26 protein-coding genes are annotated in these 24,810 nt (G+C 74.2%); 7 read left to right on the top strand and 19 right to left on the bottom strand.

Translation table 11 applies throughout. The annotated features are described in order from the left end of the window. Position 1 precedes the first annotated feature (1 nt). From K330_RS0109305 to K330_RS0109240, 14 genes are all read right to left on the bottom strand, one after another. Positions 2–871 carry a hypothetical protein gene (locus K330_RS0109305; protein ID WP_022921564.1) on the bottom strand — a complete coding sequence of 290 codons (870 nt, stop codon included), beginning with the start codon at positions 869–871 and terminating at the stop codon, positions 2–4. 54 nt (positions 872–925) lie between these two features. Then, positions 926–1,924 (bottom strand): hypothetical protein, encoded by a 999-nt coding sequence (locus K330_RS22685; RefSeq protein ID WP_022921563.1) that lies wholly within the window; start codon positions 1,922–1,924, stop codon positions 926–928. A 90-nt stretch (positions 1,925–2,014) separates the two neighbouring features. Then, entirely contained in the window at positions 2,015–3,115 is a 1,101-nt protein-coding gene (locus K330_RS24045) for an FHA domain-containing protein (protein ID WP_022921562.1), read from the bottom strand. Next, a complete protein-coding gene (locus tag K330_RS0109290) occupies positions 3,112–4,398 on the bottom strand; it encodes a VWA domain-containing protein (RefSeq protein WP_022921561.1) in 1,287 nt (428 codons plus the stop codon). The genes K330_RS24045 and K330_RS0109290 overlap by 4 nt, the downstream gene beginning before the upstream one ends. Next, positions 4,391–5,662 carry a PP2C family protein-serine/threonine phosphatase gene (locus K330_RS22675; protein WP_022921560.1) on the bottom strand — a complete coding sequence of 424 codons (1,272 nt, stop codon included), beginning with the start codon at positions 5,660–5,662 and terminating at the stop codon, positions 4,391–4,393. The genes K330_RS0109290 and K330_RS22675 overlap by 8 nt, the downstream gene beginning before the upstream one ends. Then, complete coding sequence (locus tag K330_RS0109280) at positions 5,659–7,923, bottom strand: serine/threonine-protein kinase (RefSeq protein WP_022921559.1); 2,265 nt, start codon at positions 7,921–7,923, stop codon at positions 5,659–5,661. The genes K330_RS22675 and K330_RS0109280 overlap by 4 nt, the downstream gene beginning before the upstream one ends. Beyond that, entirely contained in the window at positions 7,920–9,056 is a 1,137-nt protein-coding gene (locus K330_RS20310; protein ID WP_022921558.1) for a hypothetical protein, read from the bottom strand. Before K330_RS20310 ends, K330_RS0109280 begins: the two co-directional genes overlap by 4 nt. Beyond that, positions 9,053–10,462 carry a hypothetical protein gene (locus K330_RS0109270; protein ID WP_022921557.1) on the bottom strand — a complete coding sequence of 470 codons (1,410 nt, stop codon included), beginning with the start codon at positions 10,460–10,462 and terminating at the stop codon, positions 9,053–9,055. The genes K330_RS20310 and K330_RS0109270 overlap by 4 nt, the downstream gene beginning before the upstream one ends. Positions 10,463–10,541: 79 nt before the next feature. Beyond that, positions 10,542–11,831: a hypothetical protein gene (locus tag K330_RS0109265; protein ID WP_022921556.1), complete on the bottom strand. Its 1,290-nt coding sequence runs from the start codon at positions 11,829–11,831 to the stop codon at positions 10,542–10,544. Beyond that, complete coding sequence (locus K330_RS0109260) at positions 11,828–13,495, bottom strand: AAA family ATPase (RefSeq protein ID WP_022921555.1); 1,668 nt, start codon at positions 13,493–13,495, stop codon at positions 11,828–11,830. Before K330_RS0109260 ends, K330_RS0109265 begins: the two co-directional genes overlap by 4 nt. Beyond that, positions 13,492–14,100: a hypothetical protein gene (locus K330_RS20305; RefSeq protein ID WP_022921554.1), complete on the bottom strand. Its 609-nt coding sequence runs from the start codon at positions 14,098–14,100 to the stop codon at positions 13,492–13,494. The genes K330_RS0109260 and K330_RS20305 overlap by 4 nt, the downstream gene beginning before the upstream one ends. Before the next feature lie 19 nt (positions 14,101–14,119). Continuing rightward, a complete protein-coding gene (locus K330_RS0109250) occupies positions 14,120–15,355 on the bottom strand; it encodes a toxic anion resistance protein (RefSeq protein ID WP_022921553.1) in 1,236 nt (411 codons plus the stop codon). Between the two features lie 246 nt (positions 15,356–15,601). Continuing rightward, the gene (locus K330_RS0109245; RefSeq protein WP_202804513.1) at positions 15,602–16,081 is read right to left on the bottom strand and encodes a GNAT family N-acetyltransferase; all 480 of its coding nucleotides are present in this window, start codon (positions 16,079–16,081) and stop codon (positions 15,602–15,604) included. Positions 16,082–16,107: 26 nt separating this feature from the next. Then, positions 16,108–16,407, bottom strand: a complete 300-nt coding sequence (locus tag K330_RS0109240; RefSeq protein ID WP_022921551.1) for a DUF1905 domain-containing protein — start codon at positions 16,405–16,407, stop codon at positions 16,108–16,110. Positions 16,408–16,488: 81 nt separating this feature from the next. Here K330_RS0109240 and K330_RS0109235 point away from each other — a divergent pair, with 81 nt between their 5' ends. Then, the gene (locus K330_RS0109235) at positions 16,489–16,782 is read left to right on the top strand and encodes a DUF1905 domain-containing protein (RefSeq protein WP_022921550.1); all 294 of its coding nucleotides are present in this window, start codon (positions 16,489–16,491) and stop codon (positions 16,780–16,782) included. Here K330_RS0109235 and K330_RS22670 read toward each other — a convergent pair whose 3' ends face one another. Next, positions 16,783–17,124: a DUF202 domain-containing protein gene (locus K330_RS22670; protein WP_051145533.1), complete on the bottom strand. Its 342-nt coding sequence runs from the start codon at positions 17,122–17,124 to the stop codon at positions 16,783–16,785. It lies immediately after the preceding gene. A gap of 2 nt (positions 17,125–17,126) precedes the next feature. Then, positions 17,127–17,498, bottom strand: a complete 372-nt coding sequence (locus tag K330_RS0109225; RefSeq protein ID WP_022921549.1) for a YidH family protein — start codon at positions 17,496–17,498, stop codon at positions 17,127–17,129. 103 nt (positions 17,499–17,601) lie between these two features. Between K330_RS0109225 and sqr the strand changes: the two genes are divergently transcribed. The 4 genes from sqr to K330_RS0109205 are packed head-to-tail and all read left to right on the top strand — an operon-like array spanning position 17,602 to position 20,999. Then, complete coding sequence (gene sqr / locus K330_RS0109220; RefSeq protein ID WP_022921548.1) at positions 17,602–18,840, top strand: type III sulfide quinone reductase, selenoprotein subtype; 1,239 nt, start codon at positions 17,602–17,604, stop codon at positions 18,838–18,840. 8 nt (positions 18,841–18,848) lie between these two features. Then, complete coding sequence (locus K330_RS0109215; protein WP_022921547.1) at positions 18,849–19,163, top strand: TusE/DsrC/DsvC family sulfur relay protein; 315 nt, start codon at positions 18,849–18,851, stop codon at positions 19,161–19,163. A 30-nt stretch (positions 19,164–19,193) separates the two neighbouring features. Beyond that, positions 19,194–19,844: a DsrE/DsrF/DrsH-like family protein gene (locus tag K330_RS20295; RefSeq protein ID WP_022921546.1), complete on the top strand. Its 651-nt coding sequence runs from the start codon at positions 19,194–19,196 to the stop codon at positions 19,842–19,844. 54 nt (positions 19,845–19,898) lie between these two features. Continuing rightward, entirely contained in the window at positions 19,899–20,999 is a 1,101-nt protein-coding gene (locus K330_RS0109205) for a PLP-dependent cysteine synthase family protein (RefSeq protein WP_029202499.1), read from the top strand. On the opposite strand, the gene K330_RS0109200 is transcribed toward K330_RS0109205, so the two are convergent. Further along, a complete protein-coding gene (locus K330_RS0109200) occupies positions 21,000–21,419 on the bottom strand; it encodes a VOC family protein (protein WP_022921544.1) in 420 nt (139 codons plus the stop codon). It abuts the gene before it with no gap. Between the two features lie 105 nt (positions 21,420–21,524). Between K330_RS0109200 and K330_RS0109195 the strand changes: the two genes are divergently transcribed. Continuing rightward, entirely contained in the window at positions 21,525–22,787 is a 1,263-nt protein-coding gene (locus tag K330_RS0109195) for a DUF445 domain-containing protein (protein WP_022921543.1), read from the top strand. A 77-nt stretch (positions 22,788–22,864) separates the two neighbouring features. After that, complete coding sequence (locus tag K330_RS0109190; RefSeq protein ID WP_022921542.1) at positions 22,865–23,311, top strand: hypothetical protein; 447 nt, start codon at positions 22,865–22,867, stop codon at positions 23,309–23,311. Here K330_RS0109190 and K330_RS0109185 read toward each other — a convergent pair. Continuing rightward, on the bottom strand, positions 23,308–24,021 hold the full coding sequence (locus K330_RS0109185; protein WP_022921541.1) for an esterase/lipase family protein: 714 nt from the start codon (positions 24,019–24,021) through the stop codon (positions 23,308–23,310). The genes K330_RS0109190 and K330_RS0109185 overlap by 4 nt on opposite strands. Continuing rightward, the gene (locus K330_RS0109180; RefSeq protein WP_022921540.1) at positions 24,018–24,785 is read right to left on the bottom strand and encodes an alpha/beta fold hydrolase; all 768 of its coding nucleotides are present in this window, start codon (positions 24,783–24,785) and stop codon (positions 24,018–24,020) included. The genes K330_RS0109185 and K330_RS0109180 overlap by 4 nt, the downstream gene beginning before the upstream one ends. Positions 24,786–24,810 lie beyond the last annotated feature (25 nt).

Below are 24,810 nucleotides of genomic sequence, written 5' to 3'. Positions count from 1 at the left end.
CTCAGCGCCGGTCGTCGTCCCCGCCCTCCCGACGGTCGCTGCCGGGCGGAGGCGGGGCCGCCCAGGGGGAGTCGGAGCTCGACGCGGGCGGGGGCGGGCTGCCGTAGCGCTCGCCGTAACCCTGGCCGGAGCCACCCTGCTCGCCGTAGCCCTGGCCCGGTGCCGCATACCCCTGCTGTCCGTCGTTCAGACCTCCCTGCTGGCCCGGCCCGGGCGCGCCATACCCCTGCTGGCCGTAGCCCTGCCCGTAGGAGGCGTCGCCGTAGCCGGAGGAGGTGCTGTAGCCGTAGCCACCCGGCCCGGCCGCCGCCTTGCGGTCACGGCTGCGGCCGACCAGCCAGAGCACCAGACCCAGGAGCGTGATGAACCCCAGCGGGAAGAGCGCGAGGAAGGCCAGGCCCGCCGTGCCGAGGCCGATCGCGTCGCGGAAGCCGAGGGCCGGGCTGAGCTCGGCCGCCGACTCGCAGGTGACCGTGTGCTCGCCCGCGGCGCCCGCGGTGAAGGTGCCCACCAGGCTCGTGCCCTCCTGCGCGGCCGCGTCGTCCAGGGCGGTCTCGGCGACCACGGGGACGTCGGCGCCGTCCGGCCCCGTCACGGTGCAGGCCGGGTCGGTCCCCGGCTCGGCCAGGATGAAGCGGACGTCACCGTCCTGCATCGGCACGGTGGCGGTGCCCTCCACCGGGAAGGCGTCGGCCTCCATCGCCGAGAAGTCCTGGATGGCCCGGTTGATGCCCCAGATCCCCACGATGACCGCGATGACCGACAGGGCCAGGCCGACGAAGAAGAGGACCTTGCCGGCGGTCGTCATGCCGCTGCGGCGGGGCGGGACGGCGGGTTGCCCGGAGGAGTACTGGCTCGGTGACGTGCTCACGCGTCCCAACCTATCTGGCCGGGCGGGACCGTGTCAGACCCCTGTGGACGCAGGTCAGCGGTAGGTGTCGCTCTGCGCGTCCTGGTCGAAGGGCTCGTCACGCTGCGCGACGTCGCCGTCCTCGTCGACGAAGACCAGCGCGCCGGAGGCCACCAGCTCGGCGATCTGCTCGTCGGAGAGGGCGGCGAGCTCCTCGTCGGTCAGCTCGACGTAGTCGTCGTCCGAGGCGTCCAGCTCGTCGCCGACGAGCTCGAGGTCCGCGTCGTCGGTCTCTGCGTCCACGTCGTCGGTGACGTCATCGGTGTCGTCGTCGGTGTCGTCCTCGGGGCCGTCGGCGGCGCGGACCGCGGCCGGGCTGCGGGTCTCGTCCTCCCACCACTCCTCGGCCCCCTCGGACGGGGGCTCGGCGCCGTCGCCGACGGCATACCCGTCGTCCTCGGTCTCGTCGGTGCCGTGCCGCACGACGAGGAGCAGGATGCCGCCGATGAGCAGCATCGTGACCCCCGCGAAGGTCCCCAGGCTGCCGAGCATGAGGGCGCCCAGACGCAGCAGGCCGTCGGCGGGGCTGACCTCGGGGGCCACCACGACGCCCAGGCCGTTGCACTCGATCGTGTGATCACCGGCCTCGGCGGCGCGGAAGGAGCCGACGACCTGGAAGCGCGCCAGCGGGTTGTCCAGGCCGACGCGCTGCCCCTCGTCGGAGAGGTGGCGGACCGGGACGTCGCCCCCCGGGCCGGACACCGTGCAGTCGATGTCCTCCACCGGGGTGGGCAGGTCCTCCCCGGGGGCGACGAGCCCGCCCGTCACGTAGAGCGCACGCTGCGCCCCCGCCGACAGCGAGACCGTGGCGGTGCCGTCGAGCAGCTCGGCGGAGTTGTCGCGCAGGTTGTTGATCAGACCTCGGGTGGTCAGGCCGCCCACGAGGGCCACGACCAGGCTGATGGCGAGCAGCACGGCGCCGACCCGGACGAGCGCCTGCCCGGACCGGCGCAGCCGGCCTCGGCTGCTCGGGGGGCGTCCGGGAGAGGAGGGCGCGTCCTGCTGGGGTGACATGCCCCCGACTCTAGGCGTCCCACCGTCGGCTTGACAGCGTGCGGCACGCCGGGCGTCGCCCGGACAGCCCGCGTCACGCCGGACGCGGGGTCAGCCCGTGCCCCGGCGCTCGGACTCCGTGGCCTGCCGCAGGACGATGCGGGTCCAGGCACCGACGTAGAGCCGGTCGTCCCGGTCGATCTCCACGCGCTGCCCCGGCGGGAGCGGCTCGGTGGGCAGCGGCTCGCCGACCGTGCCCACGAAGGTGCCGTTGCTGCTGCCCAGGTCCTCCACCCACCAGCGCTGCCCGTCGCTCGTCAGCTGCGCGTGGCGCCGCGAGACCGCGCTGTCGGCGCCCACGTCGACCTCCGGGCGCACGCCCAGGCTGCCCGACGGCCGGCCGACCAGGGCGGTGCTGCGGGTGAGCAGGACGGTGTCCGGCACACCGGCGCTGGGACAGGCCTCCTCGGTCTGCTGGACGGCGTACCAGTCGGGGTCCACCCACAGCTCGACCACCCAGGCCTCGGCAAGGGTGCGCGAGGGAGGGGTATGCCGTGCCTTGCGGTGCGCGGGGACGGCGGCCGGGGCGGCCGCGGGGGCGGCGGCCGGGGCGGCCGCGGGCTGCTCGGCCTCGTGCGGCTCGTGCGGCTGGGGCGCGGGTCCGAGCTCGTCCCGCTCGTGCGGCTCGTGCGGCTCGGGTGCGGGTCCGGGCTCCGGTCCAGCGGGCGAGGCGTCGGTCGACTCCACCGAGTGTCCCACTTCTGTCGCCTCCGAGGACGTCTCGGACACCGAAAGTGGGTCACTCGGCGCGATGTCGGGGGGAGGCTCGACGCCATACCCCGCCTCGCCGTCCTCGCTGGCACCGCCGTCGTCACCGTCCGGGCCGTCCGGGTCCGCCTCCGGCGTCACCGGGGGTGCCGGCTCGGAGCCCATCGGCGGTGTGCCGGTCGTGAAGTCGTAGCCGCAGGCCTCGCAGAAGAGGGCGTCGGCGACGTTGAGGGCACCGCAGTGCGGGCACGTCTGCGTCGCGGCCTGGGGCGACGCGTCGACCGCCGGCAGCTCGGGCCCGGGCGCGGCCGCACCGTGGGCCGGGGACACCTGCGCGGCACCGACGCCGGCCTCCTCCACAGGTGCGGCACCCATCGGCGACCCGCAGACGTCGCAGTAGTCCAGCGACTCGCTCTGGTGACCCTCGGGACAGCGGGCGCTCACTGCTGGCGCACCCGCGTCGTCTTCGTGGAGGCCGTGTCGAGCTCCATCTCGTCGAGCTTGTCGACGTGGCGGCGCAGCCGGACCCGACCGGTCGCGGCGTCCTCGATGTCGACCACGCGGGACAGGCGTGAGGTCGCGGCCTCGTCACCCGTCTCCCGCGCCAGCTGGACCGCTCGACCGAGCTTGGAGGTCGCCGTGGCGTCGTCGCCGATGGCCTTGGCACGCAGCCCGTCCTGGATGGCGGAGGCCAGCTCGGTCTGCCCCGTGTAGTGCGCGACCTCGGGGCTGATCTGGGCGGTCAGCAGGCTGTCGGCCGACCACCGCGCCTTGACCAGGCCCTGCGCCTCGACGGTGCCGCCGACGGCGAGCTGCACGCGCGAGGCGAGCTGCTCCTGCCCGACCGCCTTGGGCGCCAGCCGCACGGCCACGTGGTAGTCACGGGTCTCGTCGCCCCAGGCTCCCGTGTCGTAGCCGCCGGTGAGCGGGTTGAGCTGGGTGCGCCGCGGCGAGAGGTCCTCCAGGGTGGGGGAGACCTGCTTGACGAAGAGCACCTCCGCGCCCTGCGGCGCCCACACCCGCAGCTGGGCGTCGGCGACCCCGCGGCCCATGGACTGCTGCATCAGGCGCGCGAAGTCCTCGGGCAGCCCGTCCCAGGTGCGGATCAGCTCGACGCCACCCATGAGCGCCTCGGCGATGCGCCGCACCTCGGCCACCTGCCACGCGGCACCGAGGCCCCGGCAGTCGGCCTGGAACCGGCCGCGCACCTGCTCGATGGCCCAGCTCAGCTCCTGCGGCGTCTCGTGCTGGTTGGCGCCGTCGGTGAGCAGGATCGCGTGCCGCTTGGCCAGCGTCGGGACGGTGCCGAACAGCTGCCCCGCGGCGAGCAGCCAGCGGCCCATCGCGGTGCCGCCCCCGGGCGCCAGGCGCTGCAGCGAGCGCTTGGCCTCGAGCCGCGTCTGCGGCGACATGCGCACCATCGCGGCCGTCATCCCGTCGGGGTAGCACAGAGCCGCCTCGTGGTTGCCGGCGATGATCGCGAAGTAGACGCCGTCGACGATCTGGTCCAGCGCCGCGGACGCCGCATACGCCGCGGCCTGCACGCCCTGCACGTCCATCGAGCCCGAGACGTCGACGATGATGATCTCGCCGGCCTCGCCCGACGCCGAGCTCATCGGCGTGACGGTGCCCGCACCGGTGCAGGTGACCGAGACGATCGCGTGGACGTCGGTGCCACCGTCGGGCAGGAACTCGTTCTGGTGGACGGTCGCGGTGAACTCAGCCATGGGTCCCATCCTGCCCCTCGCGCGGGGCGTCGGCAGCGGCCGGGTATGCAGTCTCCACCGTCGCCTCGGACGCGGTCGCCGGGGCGTCGCCCGCCTCGGAGGCGGGGACCGGGACCTCGCTCGCCCCGGCGCCGGTGCGGGCCAGCGCGACGGTGATGTTGTCCACGCCCCCGCGGCCGTTGGCCCAGGCGACCAGGGCCTGGGCCAGGTCGAGCGGGTCACGGCCCGCACGTCCCTCGGCCTCGCGCACCACGGCGCGGAGGTCGGCGGGCTCGGAGGCGTAGTTCCACAGGCCGTCGGAGCAGACGAGCACCCAGCCCGGAGCGGTCACCTCCTGGGTCGTGATGACGGGCCGGTGGTCGGGGGAGTCGGGGCCGAGCCAGCGGGTGATGGTGTGGGCCAGCGGGCTCGCCTCGGCGCTCGCGCGGTCGATGCCTCCGCGCACCTGCTCCTCCGCCAGGGAGTCGTCGGTGGTCAGGCGTTGGGGGGTGCCCTCGTCCGGGACCCAGTAGCCGCGGCTGTCGCCGACCGAGCCGAACGTCGCCAGGCCGTCCTCGACCACGACCGACACGAACGTGCACGACGGGGCGGAGTCGGGGAAGTCGCGACCCACCTGGGCCACCGCCTCCGCTGCGGCGTCGGTGGCCCGGACCAGGCGCTCGGCGGGGGCGTCCGTGGCCCCGGTGAGGACCTGCAGCGCCGCCTCGGCGGCCGCGAGGCTGGCCTCGGCAGAGCGGGTCGCGGTGGTGACGCCGTCGCAGACCACCAGCGCGACCCGACCCTCGCCGCCGTCCCAGACGGCCATCGCGTCCTCGTTGTCGGCGTGGCGGATGCCGCGGTCGCAGACGGCGCCGACCCGGTCGGAGGGCCGGGCGGTGAAGTGGTGCCGCGGCTCGGGCCGGCGCTCGCCGCACTCGGTGCACCAGCCGTCGGCGTCGAACTTCCCGCCGCACCGGCACGTCCCGTGGTCGACCTCCTCCTGCGGCGCCGGCGGCTGCTCCTCGGGCAGCTCGCCGTCGAGGACCAGCATCGGCTGGGGCAGCGGTGGAGGCCCGTCGGCGAACGGCTCCGGCTCCTCGGGTGTCGTCGGTGCCGTGTCGGGACGTGCATCCGACGTCGTCGGTGGGGTGTCGGGGCGTGCATCCGGCGTCGTCGGTCGGGAGGACTCCGGGGGCGGGGGCGCGGGGTGCTCGCCGGGCTCGGTCGGCTCGGTCGTCTCGGTCGTCTCGTTCGGCTCGGTCGGCTCGGTCGGCTCGGTCGTCATGTCCAGCTCCAGGGGCGTACGGCGTTGGCACGGTCGACGAGCGTGGCCCGCTCGACGGGGTCGGGGGTGTAGTCGGCGAGGACCCGGTACTCCTGCTCCAGGGCCCGGCGCAGCGCGTCCCGGGTGACCGGGACCTCGCCGAGGCGCCAGTCGGCGCGCTCGCCGTCCTTGGCCACCTGGGCGAGCGCCTGCTCGTAGATCGTCGCGTTGAACAGGGCGCGCTGCTTGGGGTCGAGCGTCAGCCGCGACACGGCGTGCACCGACTCGCGCAGGTCGGCCAGGCTGCCGCGGCGCCGCAGCAGCTCGGCCCGCAGCCACCGGGCGCGCGGGTGCGCCCGGGAGCCGGCCGGCACCGAGTCCAGGGCCCGGATCGCGCCGTCGACGTCACCGCGGCCCAGCCGCACCCGGTGCAGCCCGAAGGCGGCGGGCGCGACATACGCGGCGTCCGTGCGCCAGGCCCGCTCGTAGTCCAGCTCGGCCGCCTTGGCGTAGCCGCCCAGCTCGCTGGCCAGCGCCAGCGCCAGGCGGGGCGCGATCTCCCCGGGCAGCGCGTCGCGGACGGCGGCGAAGTGCCCCGCGGCGGTGTGCCCCGCGCGGCGGCTGCGCTCCTCGTCGGTGCCCGCCTGCGACAGCTCCCACAGCCCGCGGACCCACGACGCCCGCCAGTCCCACGGGTTCTCGCGCAGCAGCTCGCGGACCGCGTCGTCGACCCAGGCCCGCTGGCCGACCCGGACGCCGGCGCGGGCCCGGGCGAGAAGCACCTCCGGAGTCTGCTCGGAGTGCCCGGCCAGGGTCTGGTGCAGCGCCACCGGGTCGCTGACCTGCAGCGAGGACAGCCAGTCGAGCATCGGGTCGGACTCGTCGCGCTTGAGCTCGGGCAGCTCCCACCAGGCGAGCGTCTCGCCGGTCGAGACGGGCGGGTCGAAGGCCACCGAGTGCGCCGACAGCGTCGCCGCGTGGTCGGAGCGGGAGGCCACGACCTGCCGCAGCACGCCGACCGTCTGGGTGCGCAGCTCGTCGGTGGTCAGGAAGCGGTCGTTGGGGTCGGGGGCGCAGCACCGGGCGACCAGCCGGTAGAACGCGTCGTGCTCGACGAACGGCGGCACCTGCGACATCGGCGGCAGGCCGTCGACGTACTCCGTCTGGTAGCCGCGGAACTCGAAGGTCAGCACGCACAGCGTCCGCCCGACCGTCCAGATGTCGGAGGCGACCGAGGGCCCCACCTCCGCGACCTCCGGCGCCTGGTAGCCGACCGTGCCGTAGATCGGCGACTCCAGGTCGTCCTGGCGCCGCACGCCGCCCAGGTCGATCAGCTTGACCCCGTCACCCTCCTGGATGAGGTTGTCGGGCTTGAAGTCGCAGTAGAGCAGGCCCAGGTCGTGCAGGTGGCTGAACGCCGGCAGCGCCTCCAGGACGAACGCCAGCGCCTGATCGACGGGGAAGGCGTCGTAGCGCCCGGCGGTGGTCATCCGCTGCTTGAGCATCTGCTTGAGGCTGGTGCCGCCGACGTACTCCATCACCGTGTAGGCGTCGCCCTCGTGCGTGACGACGTTGTAGATCTCCACGATGAGCGGGTGCTTGACCTGCGCCAGGAACTGCTGCTCGGCCACGGCCGCGTCGAGCGCGTCGGAGTCACCGGTGTTGAGCAGGCCCTTGAGCACGACCCAGCGGTCGGAGACGTTCTTGTCGCGGGCCAGGTAGATCCAGCCCATGCCGCCGTGGGCGAGGGCCCCCGCCACCTCGTACTGGCCCGCCACCAGCTCGCCCGGCGCCAGCTTGGGGGTGAAGGAGTAGGGCGCGCGGCACTGCGGGCAGAACCCCTGCTGGCGCCCGCCCGCCTCGCCGGCCGCCTGCCCCACCTTGGCCCCGCAGCTGGGGCACACCCGCCGCTCCTCGGGCACCTCGGGGTCGACCATCAGCGCCTGCATCGGGTCGCCCACCGGGACGGGGGGCACCTGCGTCAGGCCCATCCCCAGCGTCGAGCGGCGCAGGGCGGCGTGGGCCCGCTGCCGGCGCACCACGGCGGCCCGCAGCGCCTCGCGCGAGCGGCCGGGGCCGGGGGTCGCCACCTGGGAGTCGACCTGCCCGGAGATGCCCGAGGGGACCTCCTCCCCGGTGGGGGCCGGGGCCGCTGCCGGCTCCGACGGGGTCGCCACGGGTGTCGCCGCGACGGGCGCGGCAGTCGGCTCGGGGGAGCCGCAGACGTTGCACCAGCCGTCCTCGTAGACGCCGGTGCACCCCGGCTGCACGCAGTGGTTCACAGTCGCACCCCCATCGTCCGGGCGAAGGTCTCCTGGGCCTGGACCAGCGCCTCGAGCCTGGTCAGGTCGGTCGGGCGGGCCTCGAGGAGGGCCTGCGCCTGCTGGGCGAGGGAGGCCATCGCGGCGGTGGCGTCGGCGTCGCCCTGCAGCGCCTCGCGCACCGTCCTGGCGCGCAGGGCCAGCTCCTCGCGCCGCGCCAGCGCCTGGGCGTAGCTGGTCTGGGCCACACCGAGGGCACGGTCCACGCGCTCCAGGCGGGACAGGTATGCGGTGAGCTCCTCGGGCTCGCTCGGCACCGCTCCGAGCTGGGTCACGTCGGGCACGCCCAGCGTGGGCGCGGGGGTGACCAGCTCGCGGGCGCGCCTGGCCAGGGCGAGGACGGCCTCGCCACGGGCGGACAGCTCGGCGACCTCGCGGGTGGCCTGGGCGTGGTCGGCCTTGGCGTGCGCGCGGGCCGACGCGGCGACGATGAGGTCGCGCTCGACGGTGGCGGCCTCGGCCTCCAGCGGCCCCAGGAAGCCGCCGACGTCGGCGCCACGGCGGAGCCGCTCGGTGACGTCCTCGACGCGGCGCTCCAGCAGGGCGTGCGCCTGCGCGGCCGAGCTGCGCCGGCTCTCGGGGACGAGCGCGACCTGGTCGGCGATGCGCGCGACCTGCGCACGCAGGGCGGTGAGCCGCTCGGTCGTGCGGGGGTCGGACCCGTCGAGGCGCAGCCGGGAGCGCAGCGAGGTGGCCAGGGAGTCCGAGAGCCGGCACGCCTCCGGCAGGGAGACGGCCAGCGCCTGCGCGCCGGCGCGTGACCCGGGCTGCTCGAGCGTGCCCCAGACCAGCGTGGTGATGCGGCGGCGCTCGTTCTCCCCGACCCGGCCGCTGTCCCAGGTGGCGAGGAGCAGCTCGAGGCGGTCGGCGACGGCCTGCCACAGCGTCATCGACAGCGTCACGTCCGGGGTGACGGCGGCGCGCTCCTGCGGCTCGGCCAGCTCCATCGCCGCGCGGTCCAGCGCCTCGAGCTCGGTGCGGCGCTGGTCGCGCCAGCGCAGCATCGCGTCGAGGTAGGCGAGCAGCTCGGGGGCGGGGACGTCGGCCCCGAGCGCCCCCGGCGCGGCCGGCGCGACGGCATACCGCGTGCTCATCGGCCCTCCCTGCGCCCGCCGGACACCGCCACCCCGGCGACCACCAGGGCGGCGGCGCCCAGGCCCAGCAGGACCGGCCAGGCGCGGTCGCCCGAGCCCGCCAGGCCGTCGAGGATCCGTGCCCGCGTCTCCTCGACCGCCGGCACGCGCGCCTCGAAGGCGGTGCGGCCCGTCGCGGCCAGGTCGGCCGCCGCGGCATAGGTGGCCTCGTCACCGTCGGCCTCGCCGACCGCCTCGCGGGCCCGCAGGTAGTCCTGCAGCGTGCCCGGCTCCGGGATGTCGTAGAAGGGGTCCTCGACCCAGTACTCCGGGAGGCCCGCGTAGGAGGAGGTGCTCACGCCGTAGGCCGCCTCCAGGTCCCGGCCGACCTGCTCGTAGACGTCCTCCAGCGCCTCCGACGCGACGTCGTGGTCCTCGGCGGCCTGCCCGACGCCGTTGGTGACACCGGTCGCCGCGGCGGGGAGCACACCGACCCCCAGCACGGTCGCCACGAGCAGCACCGGCACCGCCACCCACGCCTTGACCGCGACCGCCATCGCCAGCAGCACGAGCAGCGCGACGAGCCCGACGATGCCCAGGACCAGGGGACCCGCGCCCTCGTCGGCGGCCTCCTCGCGCAGGTCGGCCACGTCCCAGCTGCCGACCGCGTAGCCGGCCTCGTCGCGGGCCTGGGACCACAGGGTCAAGGCCCGCACGGTCCCGGTCTGCTCGTCGGCCACCTGCTCGATGCGCTCGAGGGTCCGCTCGCCGTAGCGCCGGGAGTCCGGGGCCAGCGCCACCGCCTCGTCGACGAACGCCTCGCCGGGGACCGAGCCGTCTTCCGCGGAGGGGAGGGGCTGGCCTGCCATGCGGGCCGCGACGACCTCGTCCGCGGTGAGCCCGGACCGCATGTGCAGCACCATGGCCCGGTCCATCGCCTCCAGCTCGGCGGCCGTCTCGGGGTCGGAACCGGTGCCGGCCGCGGTCCCGGCGACGCCGATCCCCAGGGCCGCGACCAGGCCGAGGCAGACGCCCAGCCCGGAGCGACGCAGCCCCCGCTCGCGCAGCGGCGGCCGTGCAGGACGCTGGACGAGCCGCTCCGGCACCGGCCTGCCCTTGCGCCGCACCGTGCTGAGCAGCCGGGACTCGCGCCGGTAGAGCTTCTTCTGGGTGCGCTCGAGGTCACGCTCGCGCTCGCGCAGCTCGCGCTCCTTCTGAGCCTCCATCTCGGCGATCTCGCGCTCGGCCTCGCGCCGCCTGCGCTCGATCTCCTCCTGCAGCTCGCGCCGCTGCCGCTCGATCTCGCGGCGCGCCTCCTCCTGCTGGCGGCGCAGCTCCTCGGGGGTGGTGTCCTCCACGTCCGGGAGGTCGTCACCCAGGATGAGCATCGGGCGCTCGGGCCCCCGCTGCGTGTCGTCCTCGCTCACCGGCACGTCCTCGTCACTGGTCCCTCCTCGCCCGGCACGGGTGCCGGTCTGTGGTCGTCCGCCCCGCCGGCGGCCTGGCTCACCTGTAGTCCCGCAGCCGTCGGGTCAGTCCGCTCCACGCGGCCGCCGCGGCGACCAGGCCCAGGAGCAGGGCCACCCCGGAGGTGACGGCCGCCGGGGTCCCGATCGAGGCGGTCGCCGGCTCCAGGCGCTGGTCGAGGCGCTGCTGCAGCTGCAGGTCGACCTGGGCCCAGGCGTCCTCGGTCGCGCGCACCGCCTCCAGCCGTGCCTCGGGCCCCTCGGCGGAGGTGACCGCGTCGTGGCCGGCCACCACGGCCTCCCAGGCGGCCGACGGGCCGTCCTCACCGACCGCGCCCACCGCCTCGGTCGCGGAGCCGGCGGTGTCCTCGAGGGCCGCGCCCTCCAGCCCCAGGACCGTGGCGTACTCCGCCTGGCGGGCCTGCCGCACCTCCTGCAGCGCGGTCGCGACGGTCGTCGCCTCGTCGACCCGCTGGTCGATGTTGAGGGGCAGCGCGCCGGGGTTGAGCGAGACGTAGGTGAGCCAGCCCGTGATCGCCGTGGCCAGCAGCAGCGGCACGTTGACGATGCGGCGCGTGCGCAGCGCCAGCCAGACCAGGACCGCGCCCAGCAGCGCGGTGGAGACCATCCCGACGACGGCGGTCAGCAGCGAGCGCGAGCCGGTCTGCAGGTCCGTCGCGTGCAGACCGGCGACGTCCTCGGCGGTGGCGCCGGCGTCCTGCGCCAGGGCGCTGGCTGCGCCGTAGAGCTCGGCCGCGGCGGCCGGGTCGGTGGCGGCGACGTCGAGCGCGTCACGGGTCAGCAGGCCGGTGCGCACGAGGTCGGCGGCGGTGGTGCCGGCCCGTGCGCCCGTGGCGCCGGAACGGGTGTGGGCGTCCGCGGCGGCGGTCAGGGCCGGCTCGAGGTCCACGGCCGGGTCCTGCCCGGCGACCGCCTCGGCCACGCCTCGGGCCGCGACGAGGTCGGCCTGCGCGATCTCCACACGGGCCTCCTCCGCGGCGACCCACTGCTCGGCGATGACGTTGGGTGTGCTGTTGACCCCGCCGGTGTCGAAGGTGCCGGTCGCGACGACGCCGGTGAGCAGGGCGGCGGCGGTCGCCAGCCCGCGGGCGACCCGCAGCAGCCGGGGAGTGCTGGACCGCTGCGTGTCGGGGGTCGCGGGCGTGGCCTGCTGGGCCGGCTGCGTCTGCCCGCCGCCGGCCTGCGCCGGAGCGTTCTGGGTCGACTGGGTCGCGGCGCCCTGGGAGGTGGCCCCGCCGGGTGCCGGGGCCGACGCCTGGGCCCCCTGCCCCTGCGCGGCCGCTGCGGGGCGGCCCGCCGGCGAGCTCATCGGTCGTCCTCCGCGGGCTGGTCGTCCTGGGTGGCCACGTCGTCCTGCGCCGGGTCGGCGTGCGCGACCGGCGCGACGGTCGTGTCGACCAGGTCACGGTCCTCGAAGTCCTCGCGCCGCAGCGTGCGCAGGTCCTCGACCGTCGGCTCGTCGACGTCGCGCAGGCGCCAGGCGTGCCGGCCGATCGCCGCCTCGAGCAGGTTGCGCGAGAACCGGCCGTTGCCGAACGACGGGCCGCGCGGGGTGGCGGCCAGGATCTCCCGGAACCGCTCGGTGGCCTCCTCGGCGACGTCGTAGTCCATCCGCTCGGCGAGCACCCGCTGGATCGCGACCAGCTCGTCGTCGCTGTAGTCGTCGAACTCGATGATCGTGCGGAAGCGGCTCTCCAGGCCCGGGTTCATCGAGACGAACTCCGCCATCGGCTCGGGGTAGCCGGCCACGATGACGACGAGGTCGTCGCGGTGGTCCTCCATCTCCTTGACCAGGGTGTCGATGGCCTCCTTGCCGTACTGGTCGCCGTTGAGGCTGTAGGCCTCGTCGATGAACAGCACGCCGCCGAGCGCGGACTTCACGACCTCGGCGGTCTTGGCCGCGGTCTGGCCCAGGTAGCCGGCGACCAGCTCGGAGCGGTCGACCTCGACCAGCTGGCCCTTGCTCAGCAGCCCCAGGGCCCGGTAGATGCCGCCGACGAGCCGCGCCACCGTGGTCTTGCCGGTGCCGGGGTTGCCGACGAAGACCAGGTGCCGGGTCAGCGTCGCGACCCTGAGGCCGGCCTCCTGACGGCGCGCGTCCATCTTCAGCACCGCGACCTGCCGGTGGATCTCGGCCTTGACGCGGGTCAGGCCGATGAGGGCGTCGAGCTCGGCGAGCAGCTCCTCCACGGAGCGCTCGGGCTCGGGCGGCTCCTGCGGCTCGGGCTCGGGCGTCCCCTCCGGCGGGGGCTGGGTCACGACCTGGTCGGGAGAGGTGGCGGGGGGGTCGGGCGCGCCCGCCGCGGGGTCGGGGTATGCGGTGCCCGGCGGGTAGGGCGGCACCTGACCGCCCGGACCGCCGGCCTGACCGAGCCGGCCCATCTCGCCGAGCATCTGGCGGACGCGGTCGCCCTGCTCCTGGGCGCGGTGCAGCAGCTCCTGCGACCACTGGCTCAGCGCCCCGGGGTCCTGGGGCAGGCCACGTCCTCGGTCGGGGGTGGGGGCGTGCACACCGTGTCCCCGGTCGGGGGTGGGGGGCGGGTGGACGGGGGTGTCGGCGGTGGAGTGGCCGGAGACGCCGGCGGCGGCGAGCTGGGTGCGGGCCGCGACGGCGGCCCGGCCGACGGAGTCGGCATCCGCGCCGGGCACGGTGCACGCGGCGGTCGCGACGTCGGCGAGCGCGACGGCATACCCGTGGGCCCTGGGGCTCGACTCGGCGAGCAGCGTGCCGAGCAGCGTCGTGGGGATCGAGCCGTAGCGGCGGCCGCGCGGCACCATCTCGAAGTAGTCGACCGCCGGCCGGCCGAAGGTCTGCCCCCAGGCCTGGGCCATCGCCATGGCGTCGGTCGCGCGCTCCAGGACGGCTGCCGCCAGGGCCATGCCCTCGGCGCGCACGGCACCCTCGTCGAGGCCGGCCTCGCGACCGACCCGGGCGAGCACGTCGACCGCCTCGCGCAGCGGCTGGGTGGTCATCGGTCCCTTCCTTCGGGCGGGGCGAGCGGGGAGACGGGGCTGACCGGTCCGGTGGGGTCGTCGGGCTGCTCCGGCAGGGGCGCCTCGTCGTCGTCGGTGATCCGCAGCCGGCCGCCGGTGCCTGAGCTGCCGAACTTCTCGGCGATGAAGCGGCCCTGCGCGACCAGCTCACGGGCGTCGTCGCGGTAGACGGCGTCGAAGACCCGGTCCATCGTCAGGCCGAGCAGGTCGAGCTGGTCGACCAGCACCATCAGCGAGGTCTTGGCGCCGTCGACGGGGCGGGTGTCGGCATACCGGCGGGGGAGGCGCTGGTAGGCGCCGACCGCCTCGGGCAGGTAGTCGGTGGCGGTCGCCACCACCGTGTAGCCGAGGTCGCTGCCGCTGACGCGTCCCAGGCGCGGGACGGTGTCTCGGACCGTGTCGACCACGCGCTGGGCGCGCGCGGTGACGACCGAGGGAAGCGCGCTGGAGGCGAGCAGCTCCTCGGTCTGGGTCAGGGCCGCATACACGTCGTCGGCGGTGGGCGGCGGCGGCAGGACGAGACGCTCCTGCTCCTGCGCCGGTGCCCGCCCGAGCATGCGGTCCAGCAGGTCGGAGAACCCCATGCTCCTCAGCGCCTCCGGCTCATCGGCGCGTCGGGGGGACGTCCCCGAGGTCGAGGTCCCCGCCGGCCAGGCGCGCGTCGGTGCGCTGGGCTCGGTCGAGGTAGCCGCGGGACTTCTCCACCTCGCCCTCGAGCACGCCGATCGTCTGGGACATGGAGTCCAGCGCCTGGGAGCGGAAGGCGTCGATCGCGTCCATCGTCTCGTAGATGTTGGCGAAGGCGGCCTGCAGCTGCTCCAGGCCGATCGTGGAGGAGGCCGCCTGCTCCTGGATCGCCACGGAGTTGTCCCGCAGCATCTCGGAGGTGCGCTGGATCATGTCCGAGGTGGTGCTGTTGAGCGCGGTGATCTGGTCGAGGACGAGGCGCTGGTTGTTGAGGGCCTGGGCGACGAGGACCGCGGTGCGCAGCGCGCTGACCGTGGTCGTCGAGGCGCGGTCGACACCCTTGATGAGCTCGATGTTGTTCTTCATGATGATGTCGATCGCCAGGTAGTTCTGGATCGACACCGCGAGCTGGGTGAGCAGGTCCTGGTGCTTCTGGCGGACGTAGAACAGCACGTCCTCGCGCATGGCCTTGGCCGTCTCGGGGTCGGTCTCCTCGAGCATCGCCACGTGCGCGGACACCTTGGCGTCGAGCTGCTCGGCGATGTAGACGTACTGGTTGAGGCGGCCCATGGAGTCCCACAGGTGCTGCTTCTCCATGTTGAGCGCGGCGTTGTCCTTGGACAGCTCGTCCTGGCCGCTGCGCAGCGCGTGGAGGATGCCGTCGAGGTGCTTCTCGGCCGACTCGTACTTGCGGAAGTAGTCGCGCAGCCGGTCCCCGAAGGGGATCATCCCGAGGAACTTCTTGGCTCCCTCGGCCTGCGCCGGGTCGAGGTCCTCGACGGTGCGGCGCAGCTCCATCAGGGTGCGCCCCACCTTGGACTCCTTGGAGATGCCGCCCTCGTTGAGCGCGCGCACCGGCGACTTGAGCAGGCGGTTGGAGGTCTCGGCGGCGCTGCGGATCTCCGCGTCGCCCATCGTGCGGACGTCGGCGGCCCGCTTGGCGAACTCGGGGGAACGGGTCTCGGTCTGGGTCAGGCCGTGCAGGAAGTCCTCGACCTTCTTGTCCAGGGCGGGGACCGCCTGGGGGTCGACCGGCGGCGCCATCTTCGGGGCCGCGGTCTCGGCCACCGGCTCCGCGGGAGCCGGCGCCGTGAGGGTGAGGGGCGCGGGAGCCGACAGGGGCTGCGGTGCGGCGAGCGGCTGGTCGTTCATGTCGTCTCTCTCCTCGAGTCGTGGCGCGGCGGGGACCCCCTGGTGGACCCGGCGGTCCGACGGCCCCATTGTGCCGCTGGTTCCAGCCTTTCACACGGGGGGCAGCCGGTCAGTCGAAGGACACGGGCCGCGCCCGCCCCCTCCCGACGGCCCCCTCCCGACCGACGACGTCGTGTGTACGCCTCCAGGCCGACCGACGACGTCGTGTGTACGCGCCTGCCCCGACCGAGGACGTGGTGCGTCCGCTCAGAGCGCCTTCCGGTAGGCCAGCAGGTCGACGCCGGGCACGGGGGTCCAGTCGCGCTCCGGTATGCGGTCGAAGCCGGCGCGCGCGTAGAGACGGTGGGCGGGGGCCATCCACGTGGCGCTGCACAGGACGAGAGCTGCATACCCGTCCTGGCGCGCCCGCTCCGCGACCGCGGCAAGCAGCGCCTGCCCGACGCCGCGCCCCTGCGCCGTCGGGTCGACGGCCAGCATCCGGAACTCCGCCTCGTCCTCCCGCGCGATCTCGCGCTGGCCGGAGCCGTGCCCGGCCCAGGTGACCGTGCCGACGACGGCGCCGTCGAGCTCGGCCACCCACACCTCCGCGTCGCGGGTGCGGGCGGCCGTGTCGCGCAGCGCTGACCAGTAGGGCACCTCCGGCGGCATCCCGCTGGGGGCGTAGGCGGCGACGAGGAGCTCCCCGACGCGGGCGTGCTCCGACGGGCGGACGGGGCGGATGATCACGGCGGCCACGGTAGTCCCGCCGGCCCTCACTCCAGGACCGAGAGCCGCACGTCGACCGGCTCGCCCTCCTCGAGGTCCTCGGCGGTGCGGACCGCCTTCTTCACCGGCAGCACGTAGCGTCCGCTGCCGCTGTCGGGGAACACGGAGGTGCGCCAGGTGGTCGTGCCGACCGTGACCTCGACGCGGACCGACCCGAAGCCGCGCCGGGGACGGGGGCGCTCGCGCACGAGCGCGCTCGCGTCGTCGGGCAGCGTCACGAAGAACCAGGCGTCCTGCGCGGCGGCCCAGCGCCACAGCTCGGCGGTGAAGCGGCACGTCTCGGCCATGGACCGAGCGTAGGCCTGCCGTCCGACAGAGCGGCGGGACGCGGACCGCTCCTGTCCGGCACCCCGGGTAGCGTCGGCGTCATGGCCGACCTGGAGTTCAGCGCGGAGGTCGTCGAGTGGCGCGGGCCCGCGCCCTTCCACTTCCTCGTCACCCCGCCGGAGGAGTCGGCGTGGCTGGGCGACATCATGCGCGAGGTCACCTACGGCTGGGGGATGATCCCGGTCACCGGGCGCATCGGGGCCACCCGGTTCACGACCTCGCTGTGGCCGCGCCAGGGGTCGTTCTGGGTGCCGGTCAAGGACGCGGTGCGCGCCGCCGAGGGCATCGAGCTGGGCGACGTCGTCACCGTCGGCCTGACGATCAGGGCAGGCTAGTCAGCGGAGGGTGAGTAGCTGCACCAGGGCGGCGGTGAGCTCGCCCACGGCCAGCGCCACGGTGACGAGCGCGACCACGGCCGGCACCCGACCGTCCCGCAGGATGCGGTCGAAGTGCGGCTCGTCGGGGTGGGCCAGGGCGTAACGCCGGCCGCGCAGGGTCACGCTCACCACCCAGGCCGCCAGGACGGCGGCCGCGGCGGCCGGGACGAGCACGCTGGTGCCGAGGGTGTCCATCGTCAGCCGGCCGATCGTCAGCGCGCCGATGACGAGGGCGAGGCCGGTGCGCCGCCAGGCGAGCGCGGTGCGCTCCTGCTGCAGGCCCGGGTCCCTCGTGGGCACGGTCAGTCCGCCACCTGCATCAGGGTGGCGACCAGCAGCACGACCCCCGCGACCGCGACACCGATGACGACCACGACGCCCGCGGCGTTGCCCGGCATGGGCGTGTCCTGGCGCATCGCCCGCTCCGTGCGCGCCCAGCCGCGCCAGGCGTGGAAGGCCGCCATCAGCCCGGTCAGCGCCAGCACCGCCGCGAGCGAGGCCTGCGCGGCCTCGCCGACGCCCAGCGGCAGCGCGTCCACCGCGGCCGCCACGGCGAGCAGCGCCAGGGAGGTGCGGATCCACGCCAGGAAGGTGCGCTCGTTGGCCAGCGAGAAGCGCGGGTCGGGCTCGGTGCCGGTGCCGTAGACCGAGCGGGGCCAGCGTGGGGAGGTCACGGCACCGATGGTAGGCGGGCGCCGGTGTCTGGTCCGTCACACCTGGCCGCGAGGAGGCCGGAACGGTCTTCTACTACATACTGTAGGGGGTATCGTGAGAGACATGGAAAAGCTGCTCATCCTCGGGGCCGGGACCGCCGGCACCATGGCCGCGAACCACCTGCGCGCGACCCTCGACCAGGACGCCTGGTCGATCACCGTCGTGGACCAGGACACCCAGCACCGCTACCAGCCGGGCTACCTGTTCATCCCGTTCTGGATGAAGCCGGAGCGCGTCGTCAAGGACCGCCGCGAGCTCCTCCACGACGGCGTCGACTTCGTCGAGGCCGCGATCGCGCGCGTGCACCGCGAGCAGCGCGAGGTCGAGCTGGTCGACGGGCGCCGCCTGTCCTACGACTGGCTGGTCATCGCCTCCGGCACCCGCCCCGACCCGACCCTCGTCGACGGCATGGCCGACGGCGCGCTGTGGCGGGACAAGGTCCACGAGTTCTACACCTACGAGGGGTCGGTCGCCCTCAAGGAGGCGCTCGCCGGGTTCACCGCCGGCCGCATCCTGGTGCACATCACCGAGATGCCCATCAAGTGCCCGGTGGCCCCGCTGGAGTTCGCCTTCCTCGTGGAGGACCACTTCCGCAAGAAGGGCGTCCGGCACAAGGTCGACATCACCTACGTGACCCCGCTCGACGGCGCCTTCACCAAGCCGGTCGCCTCGGCAGAGCTCGGCGGGCTGCTCAAGGACCGCAGCATCCGTCTGGCCGCCGACTTCGCGGTCGAGCGGATCGACAACGAGCAGCACAGGCTCGTCGCCTACGACGGGCGAGAGCTGCCGTTCGACCTGCTCGTGACCGTGCCGCCCAACGTCGGCCAGCAGTTCGTCACGGACTCCGGCCTGGGCAACGACGCGGGCTTCGTCCCCGTCGACAAGCACACCCTGCGCTCGGTCGTGGACGAGCGGATCTTCGTGCTCGGCGACGCCAGCGACATCCCGACCTCCAAGGCGGGGTCGGTGGCCCACTTCGCCACCGAGGAGTTCGTCGACAACTTCGTCGCCGCCACGCAGGGCCGACCGCTGCCCAACTCCTTCGACGGGCACGCCAACTGCTTCGTCGAGTCCGGCCGCGGCCAGGCGATGCTGCTCGACTTCAACTACGACACCGAGCCGCTCAAGGGGACCTTCCCGGTCCCGGTCGCCGGCCCGATGACGCTGCTCAAGCCCTCACGGGTCAACCACCTGGGCAAGCTGGCGTTCGAGCAGATCTACTGGAAGATGCTGCTCCCCGGCCGCCGCCTGCCCGTCTCCAGCCACATGTCGATGGCCGGCAAGCGCCGGCCGAAGGAGTGAGAGCCGCGATGCCCACCAACACGCTCAACGGACGGACCTTCGAGGTCGACACCGAGGGTTTCCTGACGCGCAGGGAGGACTGGAGCGAGGACCTCGCCACCGACCTGGCCGCCCTCATCGACCTCGAGCTGAGCGAGGACCACCTGGCCACCCTGCGCTTCATGCGCGAGGACTCGGCCACCACCGGAGTCACCCCGACCCTGCGGCGCATGCAGACCGTCGGCGGCTTCGACATCAAGACCCTGTTCGCCCTCTACCCCGGCAAGCCCGCCAAGAAGATGGCCTGGCTCTCCGGCCTGCCCAAGCCCGTCGGCTGCGTCTGAGCCACCCACCGACGAGGAGGAGGACCCACCATGAGCACGACCACCACCCGCACCACGCCCCCCGAGGGCTTCATCATGCCGGACTTCGGCGACCGGGGCCGGACCCCCGCGCCGCAGGGCAACGGCGCCACCGCTGCGGCGACGGCGACCCAGGGCACCGGCGCGGCCGCATACTCCGGGCCCCGCAAGATGGCCTTCATCTGCTCCAAGGGCAACCTGGACATGGCCTACCCGGCGCTCATCATGGGCAACGCCGCGCTGGGCGAGGGCGTCGAGGTGCACATCTTCTTCACCTTCTGGGGCCTGGACATCATCAACACCAAGACCTACGACAACCTCAAGTTCACGCTGTCGGGCAACACCGCCATGCACATGCCCGACCTGGGCCGGCTCCGGCCCGGCCTCGAGCACGTCTCGATGCCGCAGGCGATGGGCAACCTGCCGGGGATGACCGGCTTCGCCACCCGGATGATGAAGAAGCAGATGGAGGAGATGGAGATCCCCTCGATCCCCGACTTCCTCGACCTGCTCCAGGCCTCTGGCGCGCACATGTACGCCTGCCGGCTGACCTACGACATGATGAAGATGATCGAGGCCGACCTGCACCCGGGCGTGGAGGGTGTTATCAGCGCCGGAGACTTCATCGACATCGCCGAGGGCGCCCAGGTCGTTTTCGTCTGAGCGGCCGGTAGCGTCGGGCGGGTGAGCCTCCAGCAGACCCCGCCCGCAACCGGCGTGCAGCCGCTGCGCGACGTGCGCCCGCCGCGACCGGCCGACCGGGCCTGGACCGACGAGGCGGTGCGGCGCCTGCGCGCCGACGCCAACCGCAGCGCCGACACGCACCTGGTGCACGTCCGGATGCCGGCCGGATGGCAGGTCGACCTCTACCTCAAGGACGAGTCGACCCACCCCACCGGCAGCCTCAAGCACCGTCTTGCGCGCTCGCTGTTCCTCCACGCCCTGTGCAACGGCGCGATCCGCGAGGGCACGACCGTCATCGAGGCCAGCTCGGGCTCGACCGCCGTCAGCGAGGCGCACTTCGCCCGCATGCTCGGGCTGCCGTTCGTGGCCGTCATGCACCGCGACACCAGCACCGAGAAGATCGCGCTCATCGAGCGGGAGGGCGGCTCCTGCCACCTCGTCGAGGACGCGGCGGCCGTGTATGACGTGAGCCGCGAGCTCGCGGAGCGCTACGACGGCTACTTCATGGACCAGTTCACCTACGCCGAGCGGGCGACCGACTGGCGCGGCAACAACAACATCGCCGAGTCGATCTTCGAGCAGATGGCGCTGGAGCGGCACCCGGTGCCCGAGTGGCTCGTCGTCGGCGCCGGCACCGGCGGCACGTCGGCCACGATCGGGCGCTACGTGCGGCTCAAGGGGCACGCCAGCCGGCTGTGCGTGGTGGACCCGGAGGGGTCGGCGTTCCTGCCGGCGTTCGGGGGTGGCGAGGCGCCGGGCAGGGCACCGTGCGGCTCGCGCATCGAGGGCATCGGCCGCCCCCGCGTGGAGCCCAGCTTCGTCCCCGGCGTCGTCGACCGCATGCTCGGGGTGCCCGACGCCGCCTCGGTCGCGGCCATGCGGTTCCTGCGCGAGGAGCTGGGCCTCTCCTGCGGCCCGTCCACCGGCACGGCGATGTACGGCGTGCTGCGCCTGGCGTGCGAGCTGCGCGAGCAGGGCAGGGCCGGGTCGATCGTCACGCTGCTGTGCGATGACGCGAGCCGCTACGCCGACACCTACGGCGACGACGCGTGGGTGAGCGGGCACGACTGGGACACCCGTCCCTACACCGCCGTGCTCGAGCGGGCGTGGCGCACGGGGGAGTGGACCGGCTGATCAGCCGCCGTCACCGGCGATGTTGACCATCCAGCCGATCCCGTAGCGGTCGGTCAGCATCCCGAACCAGTCGCCCCACGGCGCCTTCTCCAGCGGCAGCGTCGAGCGGGCGCCCTCGCTGAGCGCCGTGTAGCACCCGCGCAGCCGCTCCTCGTCCTGCGCCGGTCCGCTCAGCGAGATCGAGACGGTGTCACCGGGCGCGCTCTCCATACCCGGAGGAGCGTCGGCCCCCATGAGCGTGAGCCCACCGGGCGCCTCGAGCTGGGCGTGCATGATCTGGTCGGCCGTGGCCGGGTCCTGACCCATCCCGCTCTCGCCGAAGGTGCTCATGGTCAGCTCGCCGCCGAGCACGGACCGGTAGAAGGTCATCGCCTCGCGCGCCTCGCCGCGGAAGGTGATGTAGGGGTTGAGCGTCACCATGGCAGGTCTCCCTCTGCTTCGACGGACGCCCGGTGCGCCCGTCCCTGGTGAGTCTGACCCCCGCGACCGACAGTCCTCATCGGTCGCGGCGGCTACGCTCGCACCGTGACCACGACGCTCGCCCCGCCGGCCGCCGCCCGAGTCGACGACGCCACCCGCCGCGCCGGCCTGCGCCGCATGCGCGCGGTGGCGACGGGGCTGCTGGTGGCCATGGCGGTCGTCTACCTGCTCACCCACGGCCGGGACGGGGCCTGGGGGTTCGTCAACGCCGCGGCCGAGGCCGGCATGGTCGGTGCCATCGCCGACTGGTTCGCCGTCGTCGCGCTGTTCCGGCACCCGCTGGGCCTGCCGATCCCGCACACCGCGCTGGTGCGTCGGCGCAAGGACGACCTCGGCGCGAGCCTGGAGCAGTTCGTCACCGACAACTTCCTCACCCCCCAGGTGATGCGGGAGAAGTACATGGACGCCGGGGTGATGCTCCGGCTGGGCGAGTGGGTCGGTCGGGAGGAGAACGCCGACCGCATCGTCACCGAGGCCGTGCCCTTTCTCGTGCGCGCCGTGGAGCGCGTCGACGAGGAGGAGCTGCGCACCGTCATCGACGACGTCGTCCTGCCGCGCGTGCGGCGCGAGCCGCTCTCGCCGATGGCCGGGCACCTGCTCGAGCGCGTCGTCGAGGACGGCTCCCACCACGGCCTGGTCGACCTGGTCGCGCGCGAGCTGCACGCCTGGCTCGCGCTGCACCAGGAGGAGGTCGAGCAGATCGTCCGCTCCCGCGCGCCGGCCTGGGCCCCGACGTGGGTCAACGACCAGGTGACGCGTCGCGTCTACCAGGAGGTCCTGCGCTGGGCCCGCGACATCAAGAACGACCCCCACCACAACGTCCGCGCCGCCCTCGACTCCTACCTGGCGGACATCGCCGCCGACCTGCAGCACGACCCGCGGTCGATGGCCCGCTTCGAGGCCCTCAAGGAGCGGCTGCTGGACCACCCGCAGGTCAGCGCGACCGGCGTCCGGATCGGCGAGACCCTGCGGGCGACCCTCCTCGAGGCGCTCACCGACCCCCAGGGACACCTGCGTCGGCGGATGTCCGGCGCCCTCAGCGGCTTCGGCCGCCGGGTCGTCGAGGACGAGGCGCTGCGGGCCAAGCTCGACAGCGGCAGCGCCGACCTGGTCGTCAGCCTCGTCGAGCGCTACGGCCCGGAGATCACCTCGGTCATCTCCGGCACCATCCAGCGCTGGGACGCCCGCGAGGCCTCCGACAAGATCGAGCTGCACGTCGGCCGTGACCTGCAGTTCATCCGGCTCAACGGCACGATCGTCGGTGCGCTGGTCGGCCTCGTGATCCACACCGTCTCGCTCATGCTCTGACGCGCGGTGGGGCCCGCCCGGTGAGGGCCTGTGGACAAGATCTGCGGCGCCGGGCGCGCGTTGGGCACGCTCGCGGCATGACCTTTCACGACCTGCCGCCCGACTGGCCCACCCGGTCCCTCGCCGACCCCCTCTTCGCCGCCGACCTGCTCGACCTGTGCGTCTCGGACGCCGACCGCACGACCGGGGGCCTCAGCTTCCTGCTGTGCCGCGGGGACGGCTCGCTGGCCCAGCCCGTCTTCGTCGGCGACATCCCGCACGAGACCGCCCTGCGCGAGACCGTGTCCGCCACGGTCCTCAGCTGCGTGACGCTGGCCGGGATCGGCGGGGTGGTGATCGGCATCGCCCGGTCCTGGGGCCTGGTGAGCGACCAGGACCGCCGGCTGCACCAGCACGCGCTGGAGGTATGCGGTCGCGCCCTCGTCGACCTGCACGGCACCTTCGTGGTGACCGGGGCGGGGGTCACGCACCTGCCCGTGGCCCGGGGCTGCGGGCCGGCCAGGACGTCGCGTGAGCGGTCCTAGGGGGAGCCGTCGCCGGCGGCCACCGACGCGACCGCGTCCAGCAGCTCACGCTGGCCGATGATCCGGAAGTGCCCCGAGGTGCGCAGCGGCACGTTCGTGGCGCCCTCCAGCCGGCTGCCGCCGGGGATGTGCGGGTCGAAGGCGCCCCAGATCGAGGTGATCCGGCGGTTCACCTCCAGCTGCTCGGCCAGCGACCGCACGGTCGGGTCGGCCGGGGAGAAGGCGCGGATGGCGGGCAGGAGGAAGAGCCGGGCGTAGACGGAGCCGCCGAACGGGGTGGCGACCGCGATCATCCGGTCGATGCGTCCGTCGGGGTCCTCGTGCAGCATGGCGTACTTGCCGATCAGACCGCCCTTGCTGTGGGCGACCACCAGCACGTCGCGCAGGTCCTGCTCCCGCAGGTAGGTGCCGACGACGGCGGCGCTCGCGGGCACCGAGGCGGTGTTCCACCGCAGCCCGGTGACGACGTGCACCGGGTGGCCGCGCCCGTGCAGAAGCTCGGCGAGGGGCAGCATGAACTGCCACCGTTCGTAGACACCGGGCAGCAGGAGCACGGGGGCGACGGAGGTGGAGGCGGCGGCGGTGTCGGGGTCGCGGTAGGTGGCCGGGTCCACGCGGCGGACGAACCCCTGGGCCTGCCGCAGCCCGACGTAGAGGTAGTCCAGGGCCCACGACCAGCCGTTGCGGACGAGGCCCGTCAGGCGGCTCACGCCGGCTCGCGGCCGGCCGCGGCCCGGGCGTGGGCGAGGACCTGCCCGGCGACGACCTCCGGCCTGCTGTACATGGCGACGTGCGCTGCACCCTGCACCTCGACGAGCCGCGCGTCCGGGGCCAGACGCCGCATGTGCTCGACCCAGGCCGCGGAGGCGATGGGGTCGCGCGCCCCACGCATCACCAGCAGCGGGACCTCGAGCCGGGGGAGCGTCTCCTCGGTCCGGTAGCCGAGCATGTGCGGCAGCGTCCGGAGGTACCACCGGGGGCCGGTGCGCAGGTAGTCGGTGAGCACCGCCCAGTTGGCCAGCGGCGGCTCGAGCAGCATGTCGTGGGCCAGCCGGAGAGCCTGCTGCGTCGCCGTGCGGGCGGCGGGGTCGACCACACCGCCGACGGCGACGACGGCCGACCAGATCCTGGGGTCCTGGAGGGCGGCCTCCAGCACCACCTGGACCCCCATGGAGTGCCCGACGACCACCGGCTGCTCCAGCCCGGCCTCGCGCACCCAGGCGTCGAGCGTGGCGGCGTGCTCCTCGATCGTCAGCGGCTCGGGCGGCCGGGGAGCCGCGCCGAACCCCGGCAGCTCCACCGCGTGCACCGTGCCGTGCGGGGCCAGGGCCCTGGCCAGCCGGGTGAAGTAGCGCGCGGAGACGCCGATGCCGTGCACCAGGACGAACGCCGGGCCGTCACCCTCCCCCTCGGGGCGGCGGACGAGCATCGTGCGGTCCTGGTGCCGGAACTCCTGGACCGTCCGCCACCGCATGCGCCGAGCCTACGTCGCGCGGTGC

The organism is Ornithinimicrobium pekingense DSM 21552 (assembly GCF_000421185.1).
Taxonomy (GTDB): domain Bacteria; phylum Actinomycetota; class Actinomycetes; order Actinomycetales; family Dermatophilaceae; genus Ornithinicoccus; species Ornithinicoccus pekingensis.
This window is presented reverse-complemented; position numbering and strand designations above follow the sequence as displayed.